Origin of the sequence: Bacillus sp. Marseille-P3661 (assembly GCF_900240995.1) — a bacterium.
Taxonomy (GTDB): domain Bacteria; phylum Bacillota; class Bacilli; order Bacillales; family Bacillaceae_J; genus OESV01.
Map to the genome: position 1 here is coordinate 1,866,208 of NZ_LT965953.1, position 25,616 is coordinate 1,891,823.

Genomic DNA, 25,616 nt, shown 5'->3' on the forward strand with positions numbered 1-25,616 from the left:
CATATAGATGACATTAGCCATTTTTCTGATGATAGCAATTATAGTAGTTGGTATTCAAACAGCGGTCCCCTATTTAGTTAAACGTAGCGTCATATTCGGGGTTACCATCCCAGAACAACACTTAAATAACCAAAAGCTAACAACCTATAAAAAAAGGTATGCACTTATGGTTTCCCTGCTCTCCGCTTTGGTTTTAACCTGTTATTTAATTTGGGCTCTTATAAATAATCCTACGGAAGAACAAACAGTGCTAGTAGGGATTTTTATCCAATTTGGTATTATCCTATTTAGTCTTTCGCTATATTTTTATTTTCACGGAAAAACACAGCAATTAAAAAAGGATAACAAGTGGGTAGAAAATTTAAAACAAATGAAAATCACTGATTTATCTGTCCGTGCACAGGATGAAATGCTACCTTGGTATGTATATTTTGTACCCATCCTTATTTCAGTCGGCGTAGTTGGTTATACCATTCTTAATTATGATCTTTTACCGAACCAAATTCCAACCCACTGGGGCATTAACGGCGAAGCAGATGCTTTTACTAAAAAGACACCATTATCTGCAGTCCAAATGCCATTAACGCTTCTTGCCATACAGATTATGTTTTTAGCGCTCCACGTTGGAAAGAAAAAATCTGGGATCAAATTAAGTGCAACTAGTACCAATGCATCTCGTATTCGTCAACTTACATTAAGGAAATATTCAAGCTGGTTGATGTTTATCATTAGCATTCTGGTAACAGCTATGTTTAGTATTTTTCAGTTAAGAACGATTCACCCTGATTTATTCGCAGGAACGATGGTTGCGGCAACACCTCTCTTTTTCCTTGTTGTTGTATTATCCGCAACCATTGCCTTCTCCGTAAAAGTAGGACGTTCCGATAAACTAAATATTGATGAAGCCAAAGAGAATATAACCGATTACGATGAAGATGACAACTGGATTGGCGGTTTGATTTATTTTAATAAAAATGATCCATCCATACTTGTAGAAAAACGCTTTGGAATTGGTTGGACCCTCAACTTTGCTAACTCGATCGGTTATTTGATTATTTTAATACCACTCATCGTGATTTTATTAATTTCATTTATGTAGAATGCAATTTTACAGCAGGTAGCTCGTCGCCCTTACTTTACTTTTATCCGTAGAGGCCTGGCGCACATAATGAAATCCAAAAAACCCGTCTCGATTCAGACAGGAATTTCAGTAAAGCTGGTTATGTAGTCAGAAACCGGTTGTAATTCAGACAGGAAACCGTGAAAAGTTCGGTATTGAGTTAGAATCGTGATGTGATTCAGACAGGAAACCGGGTAAAGCTCGATTTTGAGTCAGAATCAGGATGTGATTCTGACAGGAAACCGGGTAAAGCTCGATTTTGAGTCAGAATCAAGATGTAATTCAGACAGGAAACCGGGTAAAGCTCGATTTTGAGTCAGAATCAGGATGTGATTCAGACAGGAAACCGGGTAAAGCTCGATTTTGAGTCAGAATCAGGATGTGATTCTGACAGGAAACCGGGTAAAGCTCGATTTTGAGTCAGAATCAAGATGTAATTCAGACAGGAAACCGGGTAAAGTTCAATTTTGAGTCAGAATCAGGATGTAATTCAGACAGAAAACCGGGAAAAGCTCAATTTTGAGTCAGAATCAGGCTGTAATTAAAAGCAAAGGAGCTTGGAATCCTCTTCCAAGCCCCTTTTTCATAACTTAATCTACTCTGTTTCTTCTTTTTTACCATCCATTGTACTTTATTACGATGGTACTCCACATATATTATTATTTACTGATCTATTTCTCTTACCCTCACCATATTCTTTGACTCATCTATCAAGTTTTTCAAATTATTTCCCGATGGGTTCTGAAATACTTGAATTCCAAACTCTGGTGCAACTGCAAATAGATGATCAAAAATATCCGATTGGACCGATTCGTACACGTCCCACCTTACATCATTTGTAAAAGCGTATATTTCTAGTGGCAGCCCGTTCTCACTAGGGGCCAACTGTCTAACCATTAAGGTCATCTTTTGATTAATTCCAGGATGATTTTTGAGATAGTTGCTGATATAAATCCTAAATACACCGATATTCGTAAGCGCCCGCCCATTCACTCGATTGTTCTTAGCCAATTCAAACTTAGCATTGTACTCTACAATTTCTTGTTCCTTGCTAATAATGTAGTCGGATAAATGGTGGATATTCTTAAACTTCTCAAGCATTTCCTCCGTGCAAAACGTGATGCTGCTTGTATCTATATATAAAGATCGCTTGATACGTCGCCCACCTGAACTTTGCATACCTCTCCAGTTTTTAAAAGAATCCGATATAAGAGCATAGCTTGGTATCATCGTAATCGTTTTATCCCAGTTTTGAACCTTTACTGTATTTAAAGAAATATCAATGATATCCCCGTCAGCTTCATACTTCGGCATTTCAATCCAGTCCCCAACGCGAACCATATCATTGGCTGCCAACTGAATGCCCGCTACAAGTCCTAATAATGAATCTTTAAATACTAACATTAGAACTGCCGAGAGTGCACCTATACCACTGAACAAAATTAGAGGACTCTCCCCCATCAGGTTCGAAATAATTAAGATGACCCCTAAAGTTAACACAATAATGTTAACTACCTGAATATATCCCTTTATCGGCTTAATCTTGGATATTTCAAAAGTTTGATAAATATCATTAATCGCATTCAATAAACTATGGATAACCATTAATGCTACGATAATACTATAAGTAATAGCACCCTTCTCAATTATAGATTGATAGATTGGAAAGGTTGGTGCAAAGTAAAAAATTATAATAGCAGGTACAAAATGAGATAGCTTATGAAAAACCTTCCTTTCCAAAAGCATATTATCCCATTGAAATTTATTATTGTTGACGTAATGAGTAATAATTCTAATCACAACTTTTTTTGTAATAAAATTTGCGACTATACAGATAAATGCTATAAAAAGTAGCATGATCACACTAGAAAGATATCTGACTACATTAGGAGCCAAGCCATAGTCAAGTAGTAGATTAGTAATGAACTCCATCTAGTTCCCTCCATTATTTAATTAGTTAGCCGTACTATTTGCGTAGTATTTCTAGCATCTTCTACGCCTAGTATTAAAGATGCAAGATCAATCTTGATAACAAGCAGCGTGTTTATTTTAATTTTAACAAAAAAACAGTATCCCAGTATCCATCCTCAAACTCATTTACTATATACGTTTAAGTAAAAATTAATGTTACCAAAGTTTGTGCAATTATTGCAAATGATAACCCATGTTCTTCGAATTTATGTAGAAATCCATAACTTAAAGTTTTGGAAAATAATATCATTAAGTAAATCCTACACGATCTGGAAAATGTTGTAGATTTCAAAGCCCTCCTTTATACTTAAAAAGAGTATATATTGAAAAAATTAAAAAGGGGATCAAACTATGAATTTAGGAGCATTTTCAGTAAGTTTAAACGTAAAAAACATTCATTCATCAAAAGCGTTTTACGAAGATCTTGGCTTTCAGGTTTTTGGCGGTGAGATAACTCAAAATTGGCTTATTATGAAGAATGAAAATTGCATAATTGGATTATTCCAAGGAATGTTTGAAAAGAACATTCTAACCTTTAATCCAGGATGGGATGAAAATGCTGAAAATCTCGATTCATATATCGATGTCCGAGAAATTCAAAAGCAACTTAAAGGAAAAGGAATGAAATTGCTGACTGAAGCAGATGAAACAAGTGAAGGACCTGCACATTTTACACTTGAGGATCCAGATGGCAATTTAATTCTTATAGACCAACATCGATGAAAATGAGGTAATCGTACCTACATACATTTTATCAATTACTATACATTCTAAAGAGCCTTTCAGCCAATTGAAACTTAAATTGGACGAAAGGCTCTTAAATGTTTATGAAATCTATTCGCTGCTTATGACGTAATTGGCTACTCCCATTGTCATAATTTATATGCCACTTTTTGAATATATCTGCCACTTTTTGAATATATCTGCCAATCTCCGTTTATATCTGCTCCTGATAATAGTATTTATTAAAGATGTTACAATAAGGAACAATATGCTTTTCTAATGCAGTATCATACCCTTGCCAAACACTAACTATTACATTATGACAAATTTTGTTCTATTAATAAATTTTCAATCTCAGCTACTGGAAGTGGTGGACTAAAGAAAAATCCTTGACCAAATATACAACCATGCTGGATTAAAAATTCAGCCTGTCGTTTATCCTCAATTCCTTCTGCAACTAAGCCAAACTTTAAATTTTCACCCATTTCAATGATGGTCTTTACCAAAGAAGCTGTATTTGAATTGGAGCTGATATCTTTAACAAACGATTTATCAATCTTAACTGTATCTATTGACAAGCTATTTAATACACTCAATGAGGAATAGCCAGTTCCAAAATCATCAACAGCAATTTCAACGCCTAACTCTTTTAATTCTAGGATAATAACTGATGATTGCTTTATGTCTTGCATAATGCTCTCCGTTATTTCTAAGCAAAGCCGTTCCGGGGATAGTTGACTTTCAGATAGAACTGCTTTAACGGTTTCTACAAATCGACTTTCTCCAAACTGTAAACTTGACACATTTACGGCTATTTTTATAAAAAATCCAGCTTCTTCCCAAGCTTTAATTTGTTTACATGACTCGCGGAGAACCCATTCTCCAATTGGGATAATCATACCTGATTCTTCAGCAATTGGAATCATTTCTGCAGGAGAAATAAGGCCAAGTTCTGGATGCTGCCAGCGAAGTAATGCTTCAACTCCATATATTTTTCCCGTTACCATCTCTACTTTTGGTTGATAGTGCAGGATAAGCTGCTTTTTGTAAATAGCTTTTTTTAATTCACGTTCCAATAGTAGCTTTCTTTCTAGAATACTTTCATCTTCTTTCAAATAAAACTCAAAGTTATTACGCCCACGCTTTTTAGCTAAATACATTGCTTTATCTGCATTCTTAATGAGAGTATCTGCATCTTCCCCATCATTTGGATATGTACTAATTCCAATACTTGGCGAAGAATAAAATTCCTCCCCGTCAATAATAAATGGAATAGTAAAGCATTTCAAAATACGTTCTGCAACCTCCTGAGCATGTGAAGAGTCGCCATTCTTTAATAAAACAAGAAATTCATCTCCACCTTGTCGTGCAACAACATCACCATCACGAACGTTTTTAACGAGTCTTTCGCTTACTTGTATCAACAAATTATCTCCTAATTTATGTCCCATCGTATCATTGATAAATTTAAATCGGTCTAAATCTATAAAGAGTAAAGATAGTTTGTTGTTAGTTCCTTTATAATTAGCTAATGTCTCTTCTAACTGCCTATTTAAAAGAAAACGATTGGGCAACCCCGTTAAATGATCATGGTATGCCAAATGCTCAATTTTTTCTTGATATTCTTTTTTCGAAGTAACATCTTTACCCACAACCAAAATTGCAGGCTGTCCTTTAAAATTAATAATTTTCCCTAGCATTTCTAAGTAGAGCTGCTTACCGTCAGGTCTACTTACTTTATATTCAATAAACTCATTTCCTCTATGATCCTCCGATACTTCACGGATACGCTGAACGAGCTTTTCTCTGTTTGATGGATCAATAAACTCAGTAATTGATTTTCCTATGATATCAGATACTTTATTTATACCGAAAAGTTCTAGGCTAGTTGGATTAGCATAAACAATTTTTTGATACTGATGAATGACGATGAGTTGGGGTGCATTCTCGACAACACTTCTATATCGCAATTCACTTTCTTTCATTTCCTTTAGTAATCCGCCTACTAGGAGTGCAATCGCAAAAGAAACAACTGTAAATCCTATGTGATTATATAAACGAATATCAATATCGTTTATTCCGCCTCCGTGCTGAACCTCATAAACAACACCCATTAAGCTGTGAAATAAACTAAAAATTGATATCGATAGTAACATTTTTCGTATGCTAAAATAAATAGCAAAAACGATAATAGGAATTAAAAACAGAAGATATACAACTAATGGTGTATCTGAACGAAGGATAAAATCTATTAAAAAAGGGATTATTATACAAGCGATACTCACTAACCATAAGTGAACTGACATTGCCCGAAAATCCTCTACATTTCTTTTGTTAATACCGTTTTGGAAGAGAGTCATAATATACTCCTTTAATTTCTTTTTTTTAATTGCAAGTTTCATTATGCATTGTTAGTTACTTAGTAACAATAACTAATATAAACAATGACATTCCTATTTTTCGATTTTGGATAGGAGTATATTCCTATTTTCTAAAGCGGCAGTTATTCCTACTTTGGAGTTATTACTATCTTTAACCACTGGCAAATAAAAATAAGCAAAAATGGCACCCATTAAATTTAATGGGTGCCATTTCATATTTTCAACTTAAGGTGGGGTTACTAACTCAACACTTTTTCACCTTTTACAACAGGAGTGTCCTCTTCAGTTTTTATCTCAAATAATGGTGTTACTGCTTTTTCATTATGGATACGATCTATCGCATCTGCCAATAATGGTGCAACAGAGATCGTCGTTACCTTTTTGCTATGTTTCTGTTTTGGTAACTCAATCGTATTTGTCACTACTAACTCTTTGATCGGTGATGATTCAATTTTGTAAATAGAATCCTTCGTAAAAACAGCATGCGTACACCCCGCATATATTGCTTTAGCACCGTTATCTGCCAATGCCTTAGCTGCAAGAGTCATCGTTGTGCCCGTATCAATTAAGTCATCGATAATAATTGCATTTTTCCCCGTTACATTTCCAATAACTTGAAGTGTTTCTGTACCATCTTGTTCAAGCTTTCTTTTATCGATCAATGCTAGTGGAGCATGTAACAAATTAGCTGCTGTTCTTGCTCTCACGATTCCACCATTATGTGCGGCTACCACCACAACATCTTCTAATCCTTTACTTTCAAAGTATTCAGAAAGGATTGGTACGCCTATTAAATGTTCAACCGGAATATCAAAAAATCCTTGAATTTGTGGTGAATGTAAGTCCATTGTAAGAACCCTATGCGCCCCAGCCGCTTCCAATAGATTCGCAAGCAGCTTAGCTGTAATAGGCTCACGTGAACGGGCCTTTCGATCTTGGCGAGCATATCCAAAATAGGGAATTACAATATTAATTACACTTGCAGATGCTCTTTTCAAAGCGTCAAGCATAATCAAAAGCTCCATTATACTTTTGTTAACAGGATCAGAAGTAGATTGGAGAATATAAACTTCACATCCTCTAACGTTTTCTTCTATATGTATTTGAATCTCTCCATCACTAAATTCGTTGACCGAGACTTTACCTAATTCACAGCCCAACAACTCTGCCATCTCTGTTGCCAGAGTACGATTCGAATTCAATGCAAACATTTTAAATTTCTTTTTAAGTTTGTATGTCACTTGAAGTCCCCCACACATTTGATTTCTATTAATCTTCATTTATCATACTATAAACGTTATCATAATGGTAGGATAGTTTGAAATTGGAAATCGTTTATAAATGGAATAGATTCTACAGTAAAATAATTTGTCAGTTGTAATGATGAACCATACGTTTAAATAACACTTCATATCACAACCATTCAAGCCATAAAAAAAACGTCGGAACGGTTCATATACCTCCAAAAGCTCATTGCTGGAAGTACGAAAACCGTCCCGTGTCATTCACAAGTTTAACAGTTGAAAAACATACACCGAACTCATAATCATCAATAAATATACGATCGTAAATTCTAGATTCCAACGTGAAATACGAAAGGGATGTTCTTTTATATTGTTTGACATAAGACCAATAGCTGCATTAAAAGGTCCCATTATGAAGGAAGCTACGGCACCTCCAAGCATAGCTAACGCTAATATCTCAGGAGCAATCTTCAGTACATCCGCATCCAGGACCCCAGCTACGAGAGCTAGCACGATAAGCGGATGCATTCCAATAAAAGTCAATGTAAACGGAATAAGCGGAATAAGTGTGATAAACAAATGATTACCCACTAGCTCTTTAATTGATAAGATCCAAACATTAAAAGTTTGATCTGCTCCTGTAACATATAGAGATGAAATGAAAAAACCTGCAGCTAAAAACACAAAAAATTGGTCTTTCATATTTAACAATTGATTTGTGAAATGGTCTTTAATTCCTTCAAAAAAGTGCTCTGTTTTTCCTAATAAAAGAGACCATATAAACGAAAATGGAATAACTATAAGTGAAATTAATAAAAGAAAGCCAATATTCATTGTTTGCTCGAGCATCATTACTAATACATTAAATAACAAAATAGCAATAACAATATGCACTAGTTTTCCTGAGCGTTCAATTGATTCATCCCCTATAGTAGAATTCATCATTTCCGCCCTTACTTTTTCCCATTCCATATCTGTAGGGAAATCGATGTCTTTTTGACGTTTTGCATTTATTATCACACCATTTAACCACGCAAATGATAATCCCAAAATACTTAAAGGAATAAATATTGGTAACAATGAATACCAACTTACGCCCGTCATCTCGATAACGATCCCGACGATCGGTGTGACAGGCGCCCATAGTGCTGCCATACCATATCCCTGTAATATAGCTCGACTTAAAAAACGATCCTTTTCTTTAATTGGAAAAAGATCGGCTGAGGGACGCATCGAATAGTACATTAACGGTATTGTTGCAATATTTATGAAACTACTAAGTAAGTACGATAATCCTGATGTTAAAAAATAAAAATGCAAGGACTTTCTCATTTTATTTGTAAGAATTGTCTTGATTGATTGTTTATAATTACCAAGCTTAATTGGCAATGCAAGAATAGGCAAAAGCGCTACAATCGTAACCAAGTTTAACATTCTGCCAAATGATAAAATATAATTATCCCATTCTACTTCATTAAGTATTAGGAAAAAACACCCTAAAATTAAGAAACTACTTCCAAGTATCTTTAAAAAGCCTTTCATCCTAAAAAACGTAAATAGTAAAATACTGATTGTTAATAAAGAGAGCAACCATCTTAGCACATCATGGTCAAAAAAGTTTGACACAATGTATACAAAGATGGCCGTAATAAACATAACCTTTAGCAATGAGGATCACCAACTTGTTATTAATCATCATTCATCATGTCGATCCACAAAAATCCATTAATTGATGGAGTTTTACGATCAAAATATCTGAGTGTTCATGAATAGATCTGGAATCCATTTAAAACTATTCTTTAGTGATATGTTCTCCTGCAATACGACCAGAAATCAATGCCCACATGATGTGGAGTCCATGGCCAGCTAAAATTAAACCACCTGAGCCAACACTCCCAGCTGCATAAAGGCCATTAATTGGTATCTGATCTTTATTTAATACCTGACAGTGCCGGTTTATATTAAGTCCACCTTCCATTGAAGTAAATGCAGCGTTAACAGGGCCTAAGGAATAAAATGGTGGTTTAAGTGTACCTCTAATCGCTGCATCAGCACTATTATTATATTGATTGACTGCCTTGTCTAAGTTATGAATAGGTATGCCCAATGACGTCGCCAGCTCCGTTAACGTTTTTCCTGAAGATATTAGATCTGGCCGTGATTTTTCATAATCCTTCCAATAGGCATACGCAATACCAGGTGCAGTTGAAATAAAATACTCTCCAGATGAAAATTTCTGAGCAATTCTTTCATCCAATATGATATAAGCATTGCCATTTGACTGTTTTGCTACATCATATTCAGGTTTCACAATTTCATTGGTAAATCTATTCCCTTCAGAATTCACCAATATCGCACCCTGCTCAAAAAGTTTTGGCGAAGGTGATGTTCTTACTGTAAGCATTTGCTTTGCTAAATAACTTAATATGACAGGTGGTGAGTACCTCTGAAGATTGGCTAATACTCGATTTAATAATAAATTAGAAGGTAAACGATCCAATAACGGCGGTTTCGGAGGTGGTAAAAGTCTCAGCTGTGGACCGAATGCTACATCCATGTTTTTCAATTCACCGCCAACTTCTACTCCCATTTTATGCCCATCACCCGTGCTTGCTAAATTTATTCCCTCCACTTCTGCTGCCTCAGGACGCATATATTTCGCTTTTAACTCTGGGCTATTTGAATAATCACCAGTTGATAGTATGACCCCTCGTTTAGCATGAATGGTCAATTCTGAACCATCCTTTTGGACTATTACACCTTCTATAGCTCCAGTTTCATTTTTTAGCAATTTTATAACTCGAGTGTTTACTAGAATATCCACACCAGCATTTTTAGCATGTTTATGTAGGGCTGTAATATAAACACGGGCTGTTGGTACACCATTATGCATCCTTGGAACGCGATTAGGTGGTTCCCCAAATGGACCCACGAAAGAAACACCAAGTTTTTTCATCCATTCAACCGTATTTGCTGCCTCATCCGCAATAATATCTCTTAATTCTTCATTATCTCTCTCATGAAGAGGTCCAATAAATTTCTTCATATCCTCTTTAAAATGTTCAATACTATCCTTTATGCCATCACGTTTTTGTATGGAAGTACCAGCAGCTGTTAGCGAGCCAATCGCCATCCGTGTTGTTCCTCCAACCTCCGGATTTTTTTCTAAGACTGCAGTTTTTGCGCCGGATTGTGCAGCAGTTAAGGCCGCTGTCAACCCTGCACCACCTGCTCCCACTACAATTACATCGTAATGTAGCGTGTTTTGATCTTTAATGGATTCCACTCAACACCCCACCTTTTCACAATTTATATTAGAAAACCATCATATATTTGACCAACAATATAAAGATGAATGACAGCTTATTAGTTGAAGAAAAGGCGCAAGCGCCCTGTTTATAGTAATCTTGTTACCTTCTAATTTGCTCAAACTTTGACATGGCGTAATTTTCGTTGAAAAGTTGGTTTATCTCGTCATGAAGGGTATTAATTGACAGACATCCTTCATAGATTCCAAATCCAACACTGTTTCTACAATTCTAGTTTGGTTTGCATTAGTAATTGCATTGACTGGGAAACTTGAACAGTCATAGAACTTACTGATTAAGTCTGAATCCGTTAGTGGATTTAAATAATGACCTTTTACATACTTCACTTCTTTTTGTAATACTTGACCATTTTTCAGATGAACTTCTACATTCCCAGGAGTTGGTAAGATATGTTCTTTTTGTTCAACATCTGGATCTAAAACGGGAATTACTTTTTGAGCTAATTCAAGAATAACTTCATCATGTCTTGTTTCTTCATTTAATTCTGCAAAGGTGATCTTTTTCTTGACAAGTGCTGCTGCAACCAAATATGGTAAGGCAAATTGTGCATCGACTACTCCTCTTTCGCCAACTGGTTTTCTTTTTTGTTCCAATGGTTGACAGACGACACCATAATAAATTCTATTACTCATATTAAGGACAATCTTTTCTATTTGTGTAAGATCGATTTGTTCGTGTTGTGCAATCTCTAGGGCCGCACCTAAAGTAGTATGAGTGAATTTGCAGGTAGGATATGGTTTAATACTGATCTTTTCTACTTCCCAATCTTTTCCTAAATTGCTAGCCATAATGTCACGGTCATAATTGCCATTATAAAATGAATTGTAGTACCCAAACTTACCTTCTAGGCAGTTTCTTGGTCCTGTAATATTCAATTCTGCCATTTGAGCTGATAAAATACCGTTCTTAGCGGTTATACCCTGTTGAACTCGGACTGATAAAGCCCCTTCTAATAATCCTTGTTGCGTTCCAGCAGCTTGCCCAAAAGCTAACCCCATAGCATTAAGCATTTGATCACGATCTAACTGTAACAATTTCGCTGCCGTCATTGCTGCACCAAATGTACCACATTGATACGTAGTCGACATTCCGCGGTAAGGATCTTTGTCACTCTTTGGTGGTACTCTAGTAGCCAAGCTCATTCTAGCTGCTACCTCTATGCCAATAGTAACTGCTTCTAAGAACCGTTTCCCATTACAACCACCTATTTGTTCCGAAGTTGCTAAAGCAGCAGGAACTATGGTTGCTGTTCCATGTAGTAATGCACTTTCATGGACGTCATCCACTTCCATTGCACGTGCCATCGTTGCATTCACCAATGCAGCATTTAATGCAGGCACTTTTTGTCCAGATCCTATAATCGTTGCCTCCGGAGTTCCTCCCCAGCCTGTTATAAGTCTAGTCAATTCAGTACAACCCTCTGCCTCACTCCCACAAAGGATTGCCCCTAATGTATCAAGCATCAATCGTTTTACATAATTAATAGTAGAAGTTGGAATATTTTCATATGTAGTTTCTTGAACAAAAGAAACTAAGTCCTGAACGACATCTTCCTCTAATTCTCTGTATTCCATCCCCACACACTCCTTTATAAAATCTAGTATCGCTAAAAAATCTTATTCATTTTCACAAGAATCAAAGATTGTGGCTGGGACAAAAGAGTTCTATCAAAAGAAAAGTCCGAACTACCGTTCCGGAAATATACTTCGCGGGATACCACGGGCGGCTGATAAGCCCCCAAGTGCTGACGCACTGTGGGGTCTCATCTAGGCCTTTCCTCCCGTAGGAGTCTGCGTATATTTCCTCCGCTAAGTTTGTGAATTGTTCGTCTTTTGAGTTAAATAAATTAGTTATGTCCCAGCCTCCTGTCAAAGTGATACTTTGGACTAAATCTTTCGATTTTCTATACTAGCGAGATATTCTAAATTAAAATTTTGATTATGCCAATTGCATGGACTGAACAAATTTAGCTGCATTTTCTCCAGCAATCTTTCCAAAGACTGAGCCTGACATTAAACCTGCTCCACCAACATAGCTAAAGTACCATATACCCCCTACTAATTCACCTGCTGCATATAAGCCAGGAATAGAAAGTTCTGACGTGTCCTGAACTTCTGCTTTTGGATTAATTTTTATACCTCCAAATGTAAAGGTAAGTCCACAAGTGACCGCATAGGCTTCAAAAGGACCTTCATCAATCGTGTTAGCCCAGTTTGATTTTGGAATAGCCAAACCTTCTGTACCGCGTCCATCTTTAATGTTAGGGTTAAAAGGAACGTCCGTTTTAACGGCTTGATTGTATTCTTTAATATTTCTTAGGAATCCTTCTGGATCAACACCATCAAGTTTTTGCGCTAACTCTTCCAATGTATTGGCTGTCACCTTTGTCACTTGTTTGATGCGATATTCATCTTTTAATAGATGTGTAACTTTACTATCAAATATTTGCCATGCAAAATACCCTGGTTGATTTAAAATTAACCGTCCGTGAGTGGAATACGTAAAAGATTTAAAATCTTTACCTTCATCCGTAAAGCGCTCTCCATTTGCATTAACCATAATGCCGTACGGGAAACCATATTTTTGAAAAGCATTCAAGGATAAATCACCAAATTCAGGAGCATTTCGATCCCAGCCTACTGCATGACAACCAGACCAATGTCCGAACGGCATTGCGCCAGCTTTCAGCGCCATGTTAATACCGTCACCTGTGTTATACCTCGTACCCCTTATTTTTGCTAAATCCCATCCTGGCCCTAAATATCTTGTTCGCATCTCGGCATTAGCTTGGAAACCACCATTAGCTAGCACTACTGCCTTAGCTTTAATTTCAGTGGTTTTTCCTTTCACCTTTGCGATAACTCCATGTACGCCTTCGTCATCATGAATCAATTCTTTTACATGGGCGTCGTAAATAATAGTAATTCCTTCTCGTTCTGCTGCTTCAATCTGGGAATTGATTAGGCCCAGTCCACCACCTGCTGCTTCTACAACTAAGCCGCCGGAAAATTTAAACTTCCCATCTACTTTGTATGCTTGTCGTCCGTAGATCGGAATAAAGCGTATTTTTTTAGAACGCATCCACTTCATTACACTTAAGCTATTACTAACTAATGTGTCCACGAGATCAGGATCTGCTCTATATTCCGTTACCCTAGCCACATCATTAAAATATTGTTCTTCTGAATAACTACCAAAATCAGTATTTGCAATCTCTTCTTCAGATAAATCTGTAACTATGTCCTTAATATCCTCAATCCCGTTAAAAGGAAAAAGAATTGAGCCAGCGGTGTATGCACTATTTCCACCCCGTTCTTTTTTAGGAGCCTTTTCTAGTACTGTTACATGAACACCCTGTTCTCTTGCAGCTAGTGCAGCACATAAAGCAGCGTTTCCTGCCCCTACAATAATGATATCCGTTTCTAATTGAACTTTTTCCATCAAAATACCTCCAAATATCTCTTTTAAAATTAATCTGCCAAACTGTATGACAGACATTTATTTCCGATAGGAACTTCTAATTTATCTTTTCAAATCTCGTTTAACCTTTTAAAATATTAAGTAATAATTTATCTGCTGATCAGAATATACGCTATATTCTGACTTTTTTAGTTATAAGATTTTTTCATTGCTACTAAGGAATGTAATGATTATTGAAAACAACCTCTATCTCTTGCTAACTAGTCGTTTTATCATGACCAGCAGATTAAAGAACATTTCTTATTAAACAACTATATTAGTTATTTAATTAAACCAATTTCTTTATAATATTGTTCTGCACCTGGATGTAAAGGAATGGTTCCAATATTAGATGCAGCATTTTCTACCTTCATCGTATTTAATTGCGGGAAGCTTTCTCTCATCTTATCGATTCCTTCCCACATTGATTTCGTCATTTCATAAACTAATTCATCTGGTAAATCCTTTGGAATAAATAGTACATTTGGTTGTGCAAGTGTTACAATATCCGTATCTTGACCTTCATAGGAACCTGCTGGAATAATTTCTTTGTAAAATGTACTATCTTTTTCTATATATTTTTGTAAATTTTCTTCTTCTATAGCAAGAAGCTTTGCATCAGCAGTCAATGTTGCCTCACTAATAGCAGCTACTGGAATACTAGACAAAACAGAAAACGAATCAGTTTGCTTATTACGCATAAATTCAACTGCTTGTGTATACCCAACATACTGTGCCTCGACATCCTTATCTAGATCCATACCATATGTTTCAAATAAATCCTTAATTGCATATTGAGTTGTACTTCCAGGCGCTCCAGGAACCATTTTCTTCCCTTTAATATCAGCTATTGAATCAATTTCACTACCCTCTCTTGCTACGATTTGAATAGCGGAAGGGAAGAGCGTGGACATAATTCGAACATCTTGGTATGCCCTGCCTTCAAAAGCCTCTTTTCCATCATAAGCTGCCTGCAATACATTGAGATTTGTCATACCCATTTCAATTTCGCCGTCTATCATTAAATTAACATTTTGTACACCGCCATCAGTTGCCTGTGCTGAGAAACGGATTGTATTCCCAAAATCGTGATTAGTCCAAGTCTGAGCTAATGCCCCACCTAGAGGATAGTAAAAGCCTGAAGTAGTTGCAGTACCTATTCGAACATTGGATACGCCACCGGTAGCATCCGCAGCAGCCTCTTCTGTTGTTTCCGTTTTAGTCTCCCCTGATGTTTCAGTTGCACTATTTCCAGACGTTTCTGTTGAATTCCCTCCACATCCAAATAAAACGAACCCCATCACTAGAATCAATAACATAAGAAATGATAAACGTTTCAAAAAATTTCCTCCCTTTTATAAAGTTTTTTGTGATAGAAAACTGTGTAGTAGTTACACATTCCGAACTGCTTTTTTACTAGTTATATTTAACCCAGATTAACATCCGAGTTCGGAACAGCCTCTAAATGAACAAGCCTTTTTTGCCTAATAAAGATGATGATCAAAATGACAGTACCAACTAAATAAAAATAATAGTTTGCATATGGTATAATCATAAAAATACCTATACCAAACAACAGAATACGCTCTACTACCTTAGGTTTTACTACAAACCAATTTGCAAATGCCGCTGACAGGGCAATAACTGAAACCATTGAAAAGCACAAGAATAAAACGCTTTCAATAACAGTGTCAGTTTTCATTAGTAGTGCTGGATTATATAAAAACATAAACGGCAGCATAAAACCGATAGCACCAATACGGCAAGCTTGCGCTGCAACCGCTACAAATCGCTCACGTGCAATTCCTGCAGCCGCTAAAACAGCCATAGCTACTGGAGGCGTTATATCTGACAACGCGGCAAAAAAGAAAGCAAACATATGCGCTGTTAATACCGGAACGCCTTGGTCAACTAAGAGTGGTGCTGCAATTGTTACTGTAATAATATAAGATGCCGTTACAGGAACTCCCATACCAAGTACAATACTAACTAACATCGTTACGATCGCAATAAGAAGTAAATTGTCTCCTACCAACCCTACAATATTGTTCCCAAGCGTCAATCCTACTCCTGTTAGGGAGACCGTACCGACAATTACACCTACAATAGTACAGGCTGCACCGATAACTAAAGAGCCTTTTACCCCATCTTCAATGGCTTCAATTATCTCCTTAAATCCCATTCGTGTTTCTTTTTTAAACCAACTCACAATAACTGTTGAAATTAATGCGATTGTTGCTACAAATATTGGCGTCATGCCTGCTATAAGTAAAATAATCATAAGCAGCATTGGAATGGCCAGATGTCCACCGCTTTTCAGCACTTTCCATAAATTAGGTATCTGTTCCTTAGGTAAACCTGCAATACCTAACTTCTTCGCTTCAAAATGAACAGAAAGGAAACACATCATGTAATACAATAGAGCAGGTATTATAGCAGCAATCATGACATCACGGTATGGTATACTCAAATACTCAGCCATTACAAATGCTGCAGCCCCCATCACTGGCGGTGCAATAAGTCCACCCGTACTAGCAACAGCTTCAACTCCACCGGCAAAACTCTTTTTGAATCCTACTTTGTTCATTAATGGAATCGTCATGGTACCTGTTGTAACAACATTAGCCGCGCCACTTCCATTGATCGTACCCATTAGTCCACTGGAAAAAACAGCTACTTTCGCAGGACCTCCATAAGATCGACCAGCAACAACAAGTGAAATATCATTTAAAAAATCTATAAAGCCACACTTCTTCATAAAAGCACCAAACAGCACAAATAGAAAGACATAAGTGCTAGCAACTCCTATGACAACACCAAAGACCCCTTCAACACCCCAATACATTACGTCCACGATGCGATTAAGAGAGAAGCCTCCATGATTAAATATTCCAGGGAGATATTGACCAAATAAGGTATATAGCAAGAAAGATAAAGCTATGATGGTTAGAGTATTTCCTGCAGCCCGTCTAGATGCTTCAAAAGCTACTAAAATTCCAAGTCCACCCATCCAATAATCTAGAGGAATATGTTGTCCTCCTCGTTCTAGAATATAAGTGTTATAGTTCAATAGCAGGTAACCAACCGAAACGATCGTTGCTACAATACATATCCAATCCCAAATAGTTGGTAATTTACTTTGTGTTCTGCTATTCTTTCTTGCTGGAATCAACAGAAAAATCATGATTAAAAGAAATCCAAAATACCATGCTCTAGATTCAATAACCATCATTACGCCAATAGTATTTACATACATTTGAAACAAAGCCCAAATAACAGAAATTATTAATATAATTTTAGCCATTGGACCAATATAGTCTCTAAACTTAGCATGGACATCCCCAATCTCGTCAATACTATTCGCAATTCTTTCATCTTGCACTGAGCTGTGTTTGTTGCTCAAACTAAACACCACCTTTTCATTAATTTCAGTAAAAGAATTCTTAATTAGTATTTAACTTATATCAAATTAAAGCAAACCGTCTTAGGTCCTCTCTATTCAAAAACTTTGTTTTCAATTAGATACAACCTCCTAAACATAGAATTTAATAATTTACAGGGAGATACTCACAATAAAAAAGCAGCTACACTTTTAATTTGTGATATTAGTACATAATCAACCTCCTTTTTCAGAATATTCTACTAAATCTAATTTTATAGAAAAATTTGAATTTTTCAATCTCTATTGATTATACTATTATTAAGTCAAACTTATAAATCATACTTATTAATCATTCTTGGAGGTAACCCATATGGAACTTCATCAACTCGAATACATGATAGCCTTGTCAAAGCATCTTAAATTCTCTTTAGCAGCAGAAGAATCTTTAGTTTCACAAGCTAACTTATCACAACAAATAAAAAAGCTAGAAGATGAGCTTGGAGTATCTCTTTTTACGCGAAGTACTCGTTCTGTTAAATTAACACAAGCAGGTGAGGAATTTCTTTTATATGCGAAAAGAATCTTTAATGAGATTGAAGGTGCTAAAAATGCAATGACAGAATATACTCAGCTGAACAAGGGGAATTTACGAATTGGAGTGATTAAATCAGTAATTTACTTTGGACTTTCAGAGCTATTGTCTGATTTCAGAAATAAATATCCTGGTATAAATATTGAGTTATATGAAGGAAGCAGTTATGCTTTATTAAAGAAACTCCATTCATCTGAAATTGATGTTGCATTTATTTCAACCCCCTATTGTGAAAATTCAGAGTTGGAGTTCAAATTCTATCCTATGATTTACGATGATTTAGTGGTTGTACTACCTAAAGATCATCATTTTGCAGCTCGGAAGTATATAGATATAACTGAATTATCTGCAGAAACATTTTTAGTATTGAAATCTAGTGTAAATCACCATATCATTTCTCAATCCTTTCAGAAAGCGGGTTTTGAACCTTCCTTTATCTTCTCAGGCAACCAAATAGAAACCATAATAGAGCTTATCGGCGGAGGATTCGGAATAACTCTTTTTACAGGTCAACTAGCAAATTCGATATCAAATTCAAGAACAACAATTATTAATTTGAAATCACCAATTCAAGTAGCTACTGGCCTTGCTGTTCCCAATACAAGTAGCTCATTTCCATCTAGAGCATTTCAAGAAATGGTTACAAACTTTAAATTTAAATCAGATCCTAGTGAAGGGATTAAGGAGCTATAAAGATAGATACATAATTACTATATTGATATATAATCAGTAGAAAGTGGGGGCACTTTAACTATATAGTTTATGTCCCCTTTATTCGCTCTAATTTTTAATGGGTATGGTAAGGAGGAATAAAAGTGCCAGCCCCCTTACATTAATATATAAACGGCAAGCACTACTAAATGAAACTTAATTCTATTAGAGCAGCGTCATTATTTCTGCAAAGATAAGATATTTATGAAGAGATTTCGTCTGCCCTTTTTATCACTTTTTTCCTCTTCATCTGCCTTATGAAGAGATTTCGTCTGCTCTTTTTATCTCTGTTTCCTCTTCATCTGCCTTATGAAGTGGTTTGTTCACAGTAGTGTCCCTTCATTAACTAATGAAGGCAGCACTTTTTATATTTTTTGCCACTACCGCATGGACAAGGGTCATTTCTCCCCACTTTTTCCATTTGAATTGATTTATTTGCAAACACATCCACTTGCTCACTAAAGTCATTTTCTCGGTTTAGAACTTCTTTTCGCCACCACTCCAAATCCGGATGGTCTAGGCCTAAAATGGAATGGTAACTATAAGCTATGTGCTCAACATCAACAAGTCCTGATGCAGCCTCTTTTTCCATATGTGCATTAATTTCAGGAAGTGCTTCTTTAGATAACTGATGACAAAGCGCTTCAATAAGTATTTCTTGTGCATCCAATTCTTCCGCATTTCGGTAGGCTTCTCTTAAAACCTGAACTGCATAATCGGATTTAATATTTTCAATAATTGAACTTGCAAATATAACAGACTCCGCTTTGTTCAAATAAGGTGCTACCTCATTTACAACCTGGTCGGATTGGAACCGAATTAACACAACTGCAACTTCTTCTAACAGAACATCATCATCACGGACTAACAACGGAGCTAATAATGGTATATACTTCTCTAAATTTAATAGTCCAATCATATAAACGTGCAAAATTCCATTAAATGAAATCCATTGTTCCTTTAACTCCTCTTCAAGTATCATGTCAATTTCGTTTTCCGTTATCCAGCCGTTTTTCACAATACATGCAGCTAGTTTTTTCGCTTTTATATATAAGTCAAACTGAAAGGAGTCCGATTCTTCTAGTTCATTTAAAACTTTTCCATATTCTGTATAAACCTCTTCCTCTGTTCCATCTACAGTTAGTTCAAAAATTGACAATAGATCTTTTTTAATATATTTAATTAGAGGTTTTTTATATTTTAGTGCAAGATTTGGTTCAATTTGGTTCACCAATCTCAGTGCCAAATGAACCTTGGATTGGTCCATCTTAGGGATATTTTCTATCAAAATGTTGACAGCCTTTTCATTCAGCGTTTGATTTTCAATATAAATTAAAATAGAGGTTTGCTTTTCCTTATTTTCAAACGCTTCTTTCAGTAATATATACGTCCATTCCTCAGGAACATTTGGAAAGTCATGTAATGCATGAAGAACAGTTTCCTGTATTAAAATATCATGGCTTGTTAAATGGGGTTCAATTTTTTGTAGAAATGTCATAGTTATTAGTCCCTTCATTTTCAAATCAGTACGACAATATATTAGTTATGTTATCTTAACATTTTCCCCAAAATTTCTATCCTTATATAAAAATTACCTTATTTTTCACACTCAAAAGAATAGCTACTAGTTAGGTTGTTATGTATTTCTAATCTGACTTCCCCATCTACCTCATAGCACTGTGAGGTTAATAGATGAATCTCTTTTGTATTAAAAATATCCAACCGATATGAATAGAGCTGAAGATATAATGGATATTGCAACCACCAACATCGTCAAAAGTCGTATAAAACGTTTGTGCTGTATTAAAGACATACTCAATTCCCCTAACCTACTAAAATCTACATGAATCACTCGTAAGATATTTTAGTTCTCTTCAAGTTATTAAAGGACTATTAATTATTTACGATAATTTCTCCTTTTACCTCGCCGTTAACAAATTCAATAGATGCACCGCAATCATAGATATTTCCAAGAACAAAATTTTGTATAGATACAATTGAATCTTTTTTAAGATAGAGGTTCCCTTTTAGTACAGCTTTAAGATGGAGTTTTGCACCGCTTAAAACTTTAATATCACCTTTTACGTTTCCAATTACTAAAGCATCTTTTTCGATTATCAAGTTTTCATTTTTATTTCCAGCTATAATTTGCAATTCTTCCACCTTCCTAATTTTTTTTATAACTAACACTTTTATACAATACTGTTCTTTATTATTTAGAACAATTACTTAACAGGGTTCACATAACAACATTTTTTTTATTCTTTCATAATCCTAACTAAGAGTCTCTCATTTAATTCAAATGATTCTTGTAATTGATAGCTTGACAAGTTTATAGAATCCTCTTTAGCTTTAGGCAGCTCCTCTTCACTATCCCAACATGAATATATTTCTATCGACTCTCCATCCTTTAGTTCCCGTTTTAAATATAGTAATAACTCTTTTACACATTTTTCATTTTTCTGATAAAAAGAAAAATTGCCGATTTTATCAGCTTGAATAAGATGAAAAGAACCTCCAAGTTCGTAAATGTAATTTTTGTTTATCGGTAAAAGATCTTTTAACACTGGATCCCTCAATTCTGTTATAGCTACATGTGCAAAATCTAATTCTGTTTCAAATACTTTCACCCCTTCGTTATCCAAATGTGATAAATCCAGTATGTTTCGAAGATCTGACGGGTTATCTGGTTTTGAGACTTCCGAAAGTTTTTTTAATGCATAGCTCTCGCCAAAGGTCCCCATGGTTAAAGGATAGTCGGCTCCAATATAATGATAAAGAGTCATCGTGATTAACCACCTTTTAATTCTAATTTATTAGCCCCACTACCCTACTTGTGTCAACCTTGAATGATTTTTTATCAAATAAATTAGTTGTTAGACTAGGCAAATCATACCATTATTAAACAAATAGTAGGCAACAATAATCTATTAAAACTTTTCACTCAGCCTCCTCCTGGTTAACTCTATAAAGTAAGAAGAACTATCGGAGAAATCCCCATTTGATTGCTAGATAGTTCACTTACGAAATGTTCTTTTCAATAAACTTAATTGTATCTTCTATGCCATCTTCGCTGTTAATTTTAGTTGAAATATCAGTACAATTTTTAGTTAATGTATCATTTACAAGCAATTCTTCAATTTTTCTTGTAAACGTTTCAACGGACATATCCTTCTCTTTAAGTGGTGTCGGTGCCAAACCGAGCTCCTGCATTCGATTCGCCCAAAAAGGCTGGTCTGCGGAGAAAGGACAAATTAGCATTGGTTTCCCAGCTTTTAAGACAGAAGCCGTCGTACCAGCTCCTCCATGATGAATCACTCCAACTGTTTTAGGAAATAACCATGAATGAGGAATGGTGTTAATTGTAAAAATGTGTGGCTTAGCATTTTCGATGTTTAGACCGCTCCACCCAGTAATAAGTACGCCGCGTTGTCCCGTCAATCTCAGTGATTCTTCTAGCATTTCTATAATTTGACGCGGATTTTTCAAAGGCATACTACTAAATGTGACTGCAATTGGAGGCGGACCTTGTTCAATAAATTGTAGGAGTTCAATAGGTGGTTCCCAATTTTCTTCTTCCAAAAACCAAAAACCGGACATTGATACATTTTCATTCCAGCTTTCATCATAAGGAATCACTTGTGGACTACACCCATAAAGAATCGGAATGGGTTTCCCTTTTAAACATAAGTCATCTGTTAATACCGAACGCTTACTTGCTAACCCCAATGTTTCCTTTCTCCACCTATTGATCATTTTAAAGAAACTAACCATTAACAACCGATTAACCTTAAAGCTCATTTTATTGATCCAATCAATTTTAAAAGAAAATGGCATTACTGGATTGGTAAATAAGGCCGTGCGGGCAATCACTGGAACGGGATGCGCTACAAATACGGGTATTTCTAACTTTTCAGCAATATCATAACCACCAAAGGCTTTTGGATGATAAATCAACACATCCGCATCTTTGGCGACCAACCAGAAATCCTCTAACATCCGTTCCATCATTGGAAAGATTATCGTCTTCAGATTTTTAAGGATATGAAACGGATTCCCGCTCATCATTTTTTTACCTTCTTCTGAATGGGTTAATTTGAGAATGTCTACTCTTACTGCTGCAAAATTTAAGCCATTACTTTCAACAAAAGCCTTAAAATTTTCACCCGTACATATCGTTACTTTATACCCGCGTTTTACAAGTCCTTTCCCCAGTGCAACAAATGGTTGAACATCTCCTCTTGTACCAACAGTAAGAATCTTTATTTTCATCACTTGCCTCCAACTTTTGGTTATTACCTTTGATAACCCAGTGACAGTTCTCCCATAGCATCCTGAATTATAGATTTAACTGGTTCAATCCACCTCTCCCTTTGAACAAAGAAAAAAAACTATCCTATATGTAAAAAAATTCCATTTTCTGAGATCATCAATCAGTTCAACCTCCCCATGCTTTAAATTGCCTAATTCTTCATTTTCTCTTCCACGCTTACTAGTAATGAATCTAGATCTGCATGGCCATGATATCTTATGTACATGATTTGTTTACCCTTTGCTGCAAACACTTCTTTAAAGTTATCAACTGTATAAATCATTAATATATCAAAATCGCTATCTTTAATTACATTAATCTCTCCACCTTGATAGGCTAGACTATATCTTTTTATTAAATCATTAACCACATTTTCAGATAAAAATGTATATCTTAATTGATATATTCTCGTCGTAATAGTTGGTAAATATTCACCACTACCATCCTTCCACATTTGATTAGGCACATGGCCAATTTCGTCTGACACATACTGCACCGGAGCTAATAAACTCCAGTCATAGCTATATCGATTTCCCCAATCAATACCATCCCGGATAAATGTAGATTGTGGTCGGATAAGTTCTGCATTTTGTTCAACATCTGCTAATCTAACAATAGGTAAACCGTTATCCTTTAGGGGTAATGTCTTGGTTTCTTTCAAAACTAACTGAATAAAAGGATGTGCAGTTCCTAACAAAGTAATGATAATCACCATTATCGCAAAAAAAGTGGTTACTCTTCGTTGTTTCTTCCATGGAGCACTATGATTAATTGGTTTTCCCTCTAATAATGATTTTCGTAATGCACGAATTGCTAACGCTGCCTGCAGGGAAGTGAATGACGAATATCCAACAAAAATTGTAATAACTGTTTGTTGAATAACTTGTCCCTCTACTAGTGCAAGGGTTGGTGTTCCATCTAGAAATAAAAGTGCAAAAAGAAGGCCGATCATTAGCATAGTAATTAAAATACTAATAGTGGCACTCCAAGCAAATTTTTTATCCAGTTTCTTCAAAGTAAATGATTGCTCGACAGGATCACTATATAATTCAGGGGAATTGGATTCAACAGGTGATGAGAACACATTAAAAAAACCATAACTGGTAACATAATCCCAACCACTATCAACATACTTTAGCTTTTGTTCGGTTAATATTTTCTTATGATCTGTTACATCAATTCGATATCTCATTTTTTTAGGCTCACCTTTTATAAAATGAGCAAAATGTACTCCCACCTTCTTTAAATGGAGACCCTCCGCTGCCATGTCTGTAAACCAACTTTCATGCTCACCAATCCGCCAATTATCGATGGATCGAAATTTACGGACAATTTTAGTCATAGTATTCATCTCCTTATAATATAAGCCAATCACATACCACCACATTAGTTCTTACATTTTTCCACTGGGATAGTGTTAAACAAAAAAAATGTCAGTCATCTTCAATCGCAGTCATACAATTAAACGCAACGAAATCTTGAATAGTTTTCCTTCTCCATAATTCCCTAATTACTAATACGATTAGTTTTATAAAAAGTTTCCAAAAATAAAAAGGTGAGCTTGGAATAACCTTTTTATACACTAAAACACCCATAATTCCTTAATAAAATTTAAGTTTAATAACCTTATTCTAGTATACAAATTATCATTCCTATGATAAATGGCTTTTCCAATATTTCATTTGTTCACAAAAAAGAGCTCACAACAGAGTGAACTTCTATCAAGCATCTTATTTACCACAACAATGTTGTTTAGATTTATGATCTAGTCCTTTGACTTTTGGTATCTATCTTTAGACTTACGGCCTTTGTCTTTCGACTTTTGATCTTTATCTTTAGACTTACGACCTTTGTCTTTCGACTTTTGGTCTTTATCTTTAGACTTACGGCCTTTGTCTTTCGACTTTTGGTCTTTATCTTTAGACTTACGACCTTTGTCCTTTGACTTTTGGTCTTTATCTTTGCACTTATGGCCTTTGTCCTTCGACTTATGGTCTTTATCTTTTGGCTTTTGATCGTGGTCGTGGTGCTTTCTTGCCTTAGCCTTTGCTTTTGCTCTACGGCGTCTACATGAAGTCACCTGTTGTCGTGCCTTTTCATTACATTTTTCAGAATACCCAATTAATGGTTGATGGTATTGAGCATATCGTTCCGGGTATTTATTGTACATAAGAAGAGGTGCGTTATTCAGCTTAGAATTTTGATTATTTAGATTAATGTCTGCCTCAACTTTTTTTTCATCTTTCTTGTTGTAATTGAAAAACATTAGTCTTCCCCTTTCCTATTTTTTATATAATATGCAATCTAGGACATTGTGAATTAGGCATTTGATTCAAAAAAGTTTCCTTTAGAAAAGGGGGTGTCTATAAAATAAAAATAGCAGCTAGAACCC

General features: G+C 35.6%; 17 protein-coding genes and 1 pseudogene. 3 read left to right on the plus strand and 15 right to left on the minus strand.

Annotated features, from left to right (window positions below):
- The first annotated feature begins 7 nt into the window (after positions 1-7).
- On the plus strand, positions 8-1,099 hold the full coding sequence (locus C1724_RS08670; protein ID WP_102346279.1) for a DUF1648 domain-containing protein: 1,092 nt from the start codon (positions 8-10) through the stop codon (positions 1,097-1,099).
- 684 nt (positions 1,100-1,783) lie between these two features.
- Here the strand turns inward: C1724_RS08670 and C1724_RS08675 are convergent.
- Positions 1,784-3,052: a mechanosensitive ion channel family protein gene (locus tag C1724_RS08675; protein WP_102346280.1), complete on the minus strand. Its 1,269-nt coding sequence runs from the start codon at positions 3,050-3,052 to the stop codon at positions 1,784-1,786.
- Between the two features lie 390 nt (positions 3,053-3,442).
- Between C1724_RS08675 and C1724_RS08680 the strand changes: the two genes are divergently transcribed.
- Positions 3,443-3,814: a VOC family protein gene (locus tag C1724_RS08680; RefSeq protein WP_102346281.1), complete on the plus strand. Its 372-nt coding sequence runs from the start codon at positions 3,443-3,445 to the stop codon at positions 3,812-3,814.
- A gap of 317 nt (positions 3,815-4,131) precedes the next feature.
- On the opposite strand, the gene C1724_RS08685 is transcribed toward C1724_RS08680, so the two are convergent.
- From C1724_RS08685 to C1724_RS08720, 8 genes are all read right to left on the minus strand, one after another.
- Complete coding sequence (locus tag C1724_RS08685) at positions 4,132-6,174, minus strand: putative bifunctional diguanylate cyclase/phosphodiesterase (RefSeq protein ID WP_180994189.1); 2,043 nt, start codon at positions 6,172-6,174, stop codon at positions 4,132-4,134.
- 260 nt (positions 6,175-6,434) lie between these two features.
- On the minus strand, positions 6,435-7,436 hold the full coding sequence (locus C1724_RS08690) for a ribose-phosphate diphosphokinase (RefSeq protein ID WP_374703428.1): 1,002 nt from the start codon (positions 7,434-7,436) through the stop codon (positions 6,435-6,437).
- A 264-nt stretch (positions 7,437-7,700) separates the two neighbouring features.
- Complete coding sequence (locus tag C1724_RS08695; RefSeq protein WP_102346284.1) at positions 7,701-9,107, minus strand: hypothetical protein; 1,407 nt, start codon at positions 9,105-9,107, stop codon at positions 7,701-7,703.
- 124 nt (positions 9,108-9,231) lie between these two features.
- On the minus strand, positions 9,232-10,725 hold the full coding sequence (locus C1724_RS08700) for an FAD-dependent oxidoreductase (RefSeq protein WP_102346285.1): 1,494 nt from the start codon (positions 10,723-10,725) through the stop codon (positions 9,232-9,234).
- 180 nt (positions 10,726-10,905) lie between these two features.
- Complete coding sequence (locus C1724_RS08705) at positions 10,906-12,342, minus strand: MmgE/PrpD family protein (RefSeq protein ID WP_102346286.1); 1,437 nt, start codon at positions 12,340-12,342, stop codon at positions 10,906-10,908.
- A 364-nt stretch (positions 12,343-12,706) separates the two neighbouring features.
- Positions 12,707-14,209, minus strand: a complete 1,503-nt coding sequence (gene tcuA / locus C1724_RS08710; RefSeq protein ID WP_102346287.1) for an FAD-dependent tricarballylate dehydrogenase TcuA — start codon at positions 14,207-14,209, stop codon at positions 12,707-12,709.
- Positions 14,210-14,508: 299 nt separating this feature from the next.
- Complete coding sequence (locus C1724_RS08715; protein WP_102346288.1) at positions 14,509-15,567, minus strand: TAXI family TRAP transporter solute-binding subunit; 1,059 nt, start codon at positions 15,565-15,567, stop codon at positions 14,509-14,511.
- 86 nt (positions 15,568-15,653) lie between these two features.
- Positions 15,654-17,630, minus strand: coding sequence for a TRAP transporter permease (locus C1724_RS08720; RefSeq protein WP_258000321.1), 1,977 nt, complete (start codon positions 17,628-17,630; stop codon positions 15,654-15,656).
- Positions 17,631-17,979: 349 nt separating this feature from the next.
- On the opposite strand from C1724_RS08720, the gene C1724_RS08725 reads away from it, so the two are divergent.
- Entirely contained in the window at positions 17,980-18,894 is a 915-nt protein-coding gene (locus tag C1724_RS08725) for a LysR family transcriptional regulator (protein WP_102346289.1), read from the plus strand.
- 364 nt (positions 18,895-19,258) lie between these two features.
- Here the strand turns inward: C1724_RS08725 and C1724_RS26375 are convergent.
- The 6 genes and pseudogenes from C1724_RS26375 to C1724_RS25550 form a co-directional block, all read right to left on the minus strand.
- Positions 19,259-19,330 (minus strand): annotated as a pseudogene (locus C1724_RS26375) (SEC-C metal-binding domain-containing protein); the annotation flags it as partial.
- 1,475 nt (positions 19,331-20,805) lie between these two features.
- Positions 20,806-21,066: a hypothetical protein gene (locus C1724_RS08735; protein WP_102346291.1), complete on the minus strand. Its 261-nt coding sequence runs from the start codon at positions 21,064-21,066 to the stop codon at positions 20,806-20,808.
- Positions 21,067-21,170: 104 nt separating this feature from the next.
- On the minus strand, positions 21,171-21,698 hold the full coding sequence (locus C1724_RS08740; protein ID WP_102346292.1) for a hypothetical protein: 528 nt from the start codon (positions 21,696-21,698) through the stop codon (positions 21,171-21,173).
- 235 nt (positions 21,699-21,933) lie between these two features.
- Positions 21,934-23,184, minus strand: a complete 1,251-nt coding sequence (locus C1724_RS08745; RefSeq protein ID WP_102346293.1) for a glycosyltransferase — start codon at positions 23,182-23,184, stop codon at positions 21,934-21,936.
- A gap of 191 nt (positions 23,185-23,375) precedes the next feature.
- A complete protein-coding gene (locus C1724_RS08750; protein ID WP_102346294.1) occupies positions 23,376-24,566 on the minus strand; it encodes a DUF2812 domain-containing protein in 1,191 nt (396 codons plus the stop codon).
- 423 nt (positions 24,567-24,989) lie between these two features.
- Entirely contained in the window at positions 24,990-25,490 is a 501-nt protein-coding gene (locus tag C1724_RS25550; protein ID WP_180994190.1) for a hypothetical protein, read from the minus strand.
- Between the last annotated feature and the right edge of the window lie 126 nt (positions 25,491-25,616).

Coding starts and splice junctions, on each gene's coding strand:
- C1724_RS08670 (WP_102346279.1), top strand. CDS start 8: ATGACATTAGCCATTTTTCTGATGATAGCAATTATAGTAGTTGGTATT.
- C1724_RS08675 (WP_102346280.1), bottom strand. CDS start 3,052: ATGGAGTTCATTACTAATCTACTACTTGACTATGGCTTGGCTCCTAAT.
- C1724_RS08680 (WP_102346281.1), top strand. CDS start 3,443: ATGAATTTAGGAGCATTTTCAGTAAGTTTAAACGTAAAAAACATTCAT.
- C1724_RS08685 (WP_180994189.1), bottom strand. CDS start 6,174: ATGACTCTCTTCCAAAACGGTATTAACAAAAGAAATGTAGAGGATTTT.
- C1724_RS08705 (WP_102346286.1), bottom strand. CDS start 12,342: ATGGAATACAGAGAATTAGAGGAAGATGTCGTTCAGGACTTAGTTTCT.
- tcuA (WP_102346287.1), bottom strand. CDS start 14,209: ATGGAAAAAGTTCAATTAGAAACGGATATCATTATTGTAGGGGCAGGA.
- C1724_RS08725 (WP_102346289.1), top strand. CDS start 17,980: ATGGAACTTCATCAACTCGAATACATGATAGCCTTGTCAAAGCATCTT.
- C1724_RS08740 (WP_102346292.1), bottom strand. CDS start 21,698: ATGACTCTTTATCATTATATTGGAGCCGACTATCCTTTAACCATGGGG.
- C1724_RS08745 (WP_102346293.1), bottom strand. CDS start 23,184: ATGAAAATAAAGATTCTTACTGTTGGTACAAGAGGAGATGTTCAACCA.
- C1724_RS08750 (WP_102346294.1), bottom strand. CDS start 24,566: ATGACTAAAATTGTCCGTAAATTTCGATCCATCGATAATTGGCGGATT.
- C1724_RS25550 (WP_180994190.1), bottom strand. CDS start 25,490: ATGTTTTTCAATTACAACAAGAAAGATGAAAAAAAAGTTGAGGCAGAC.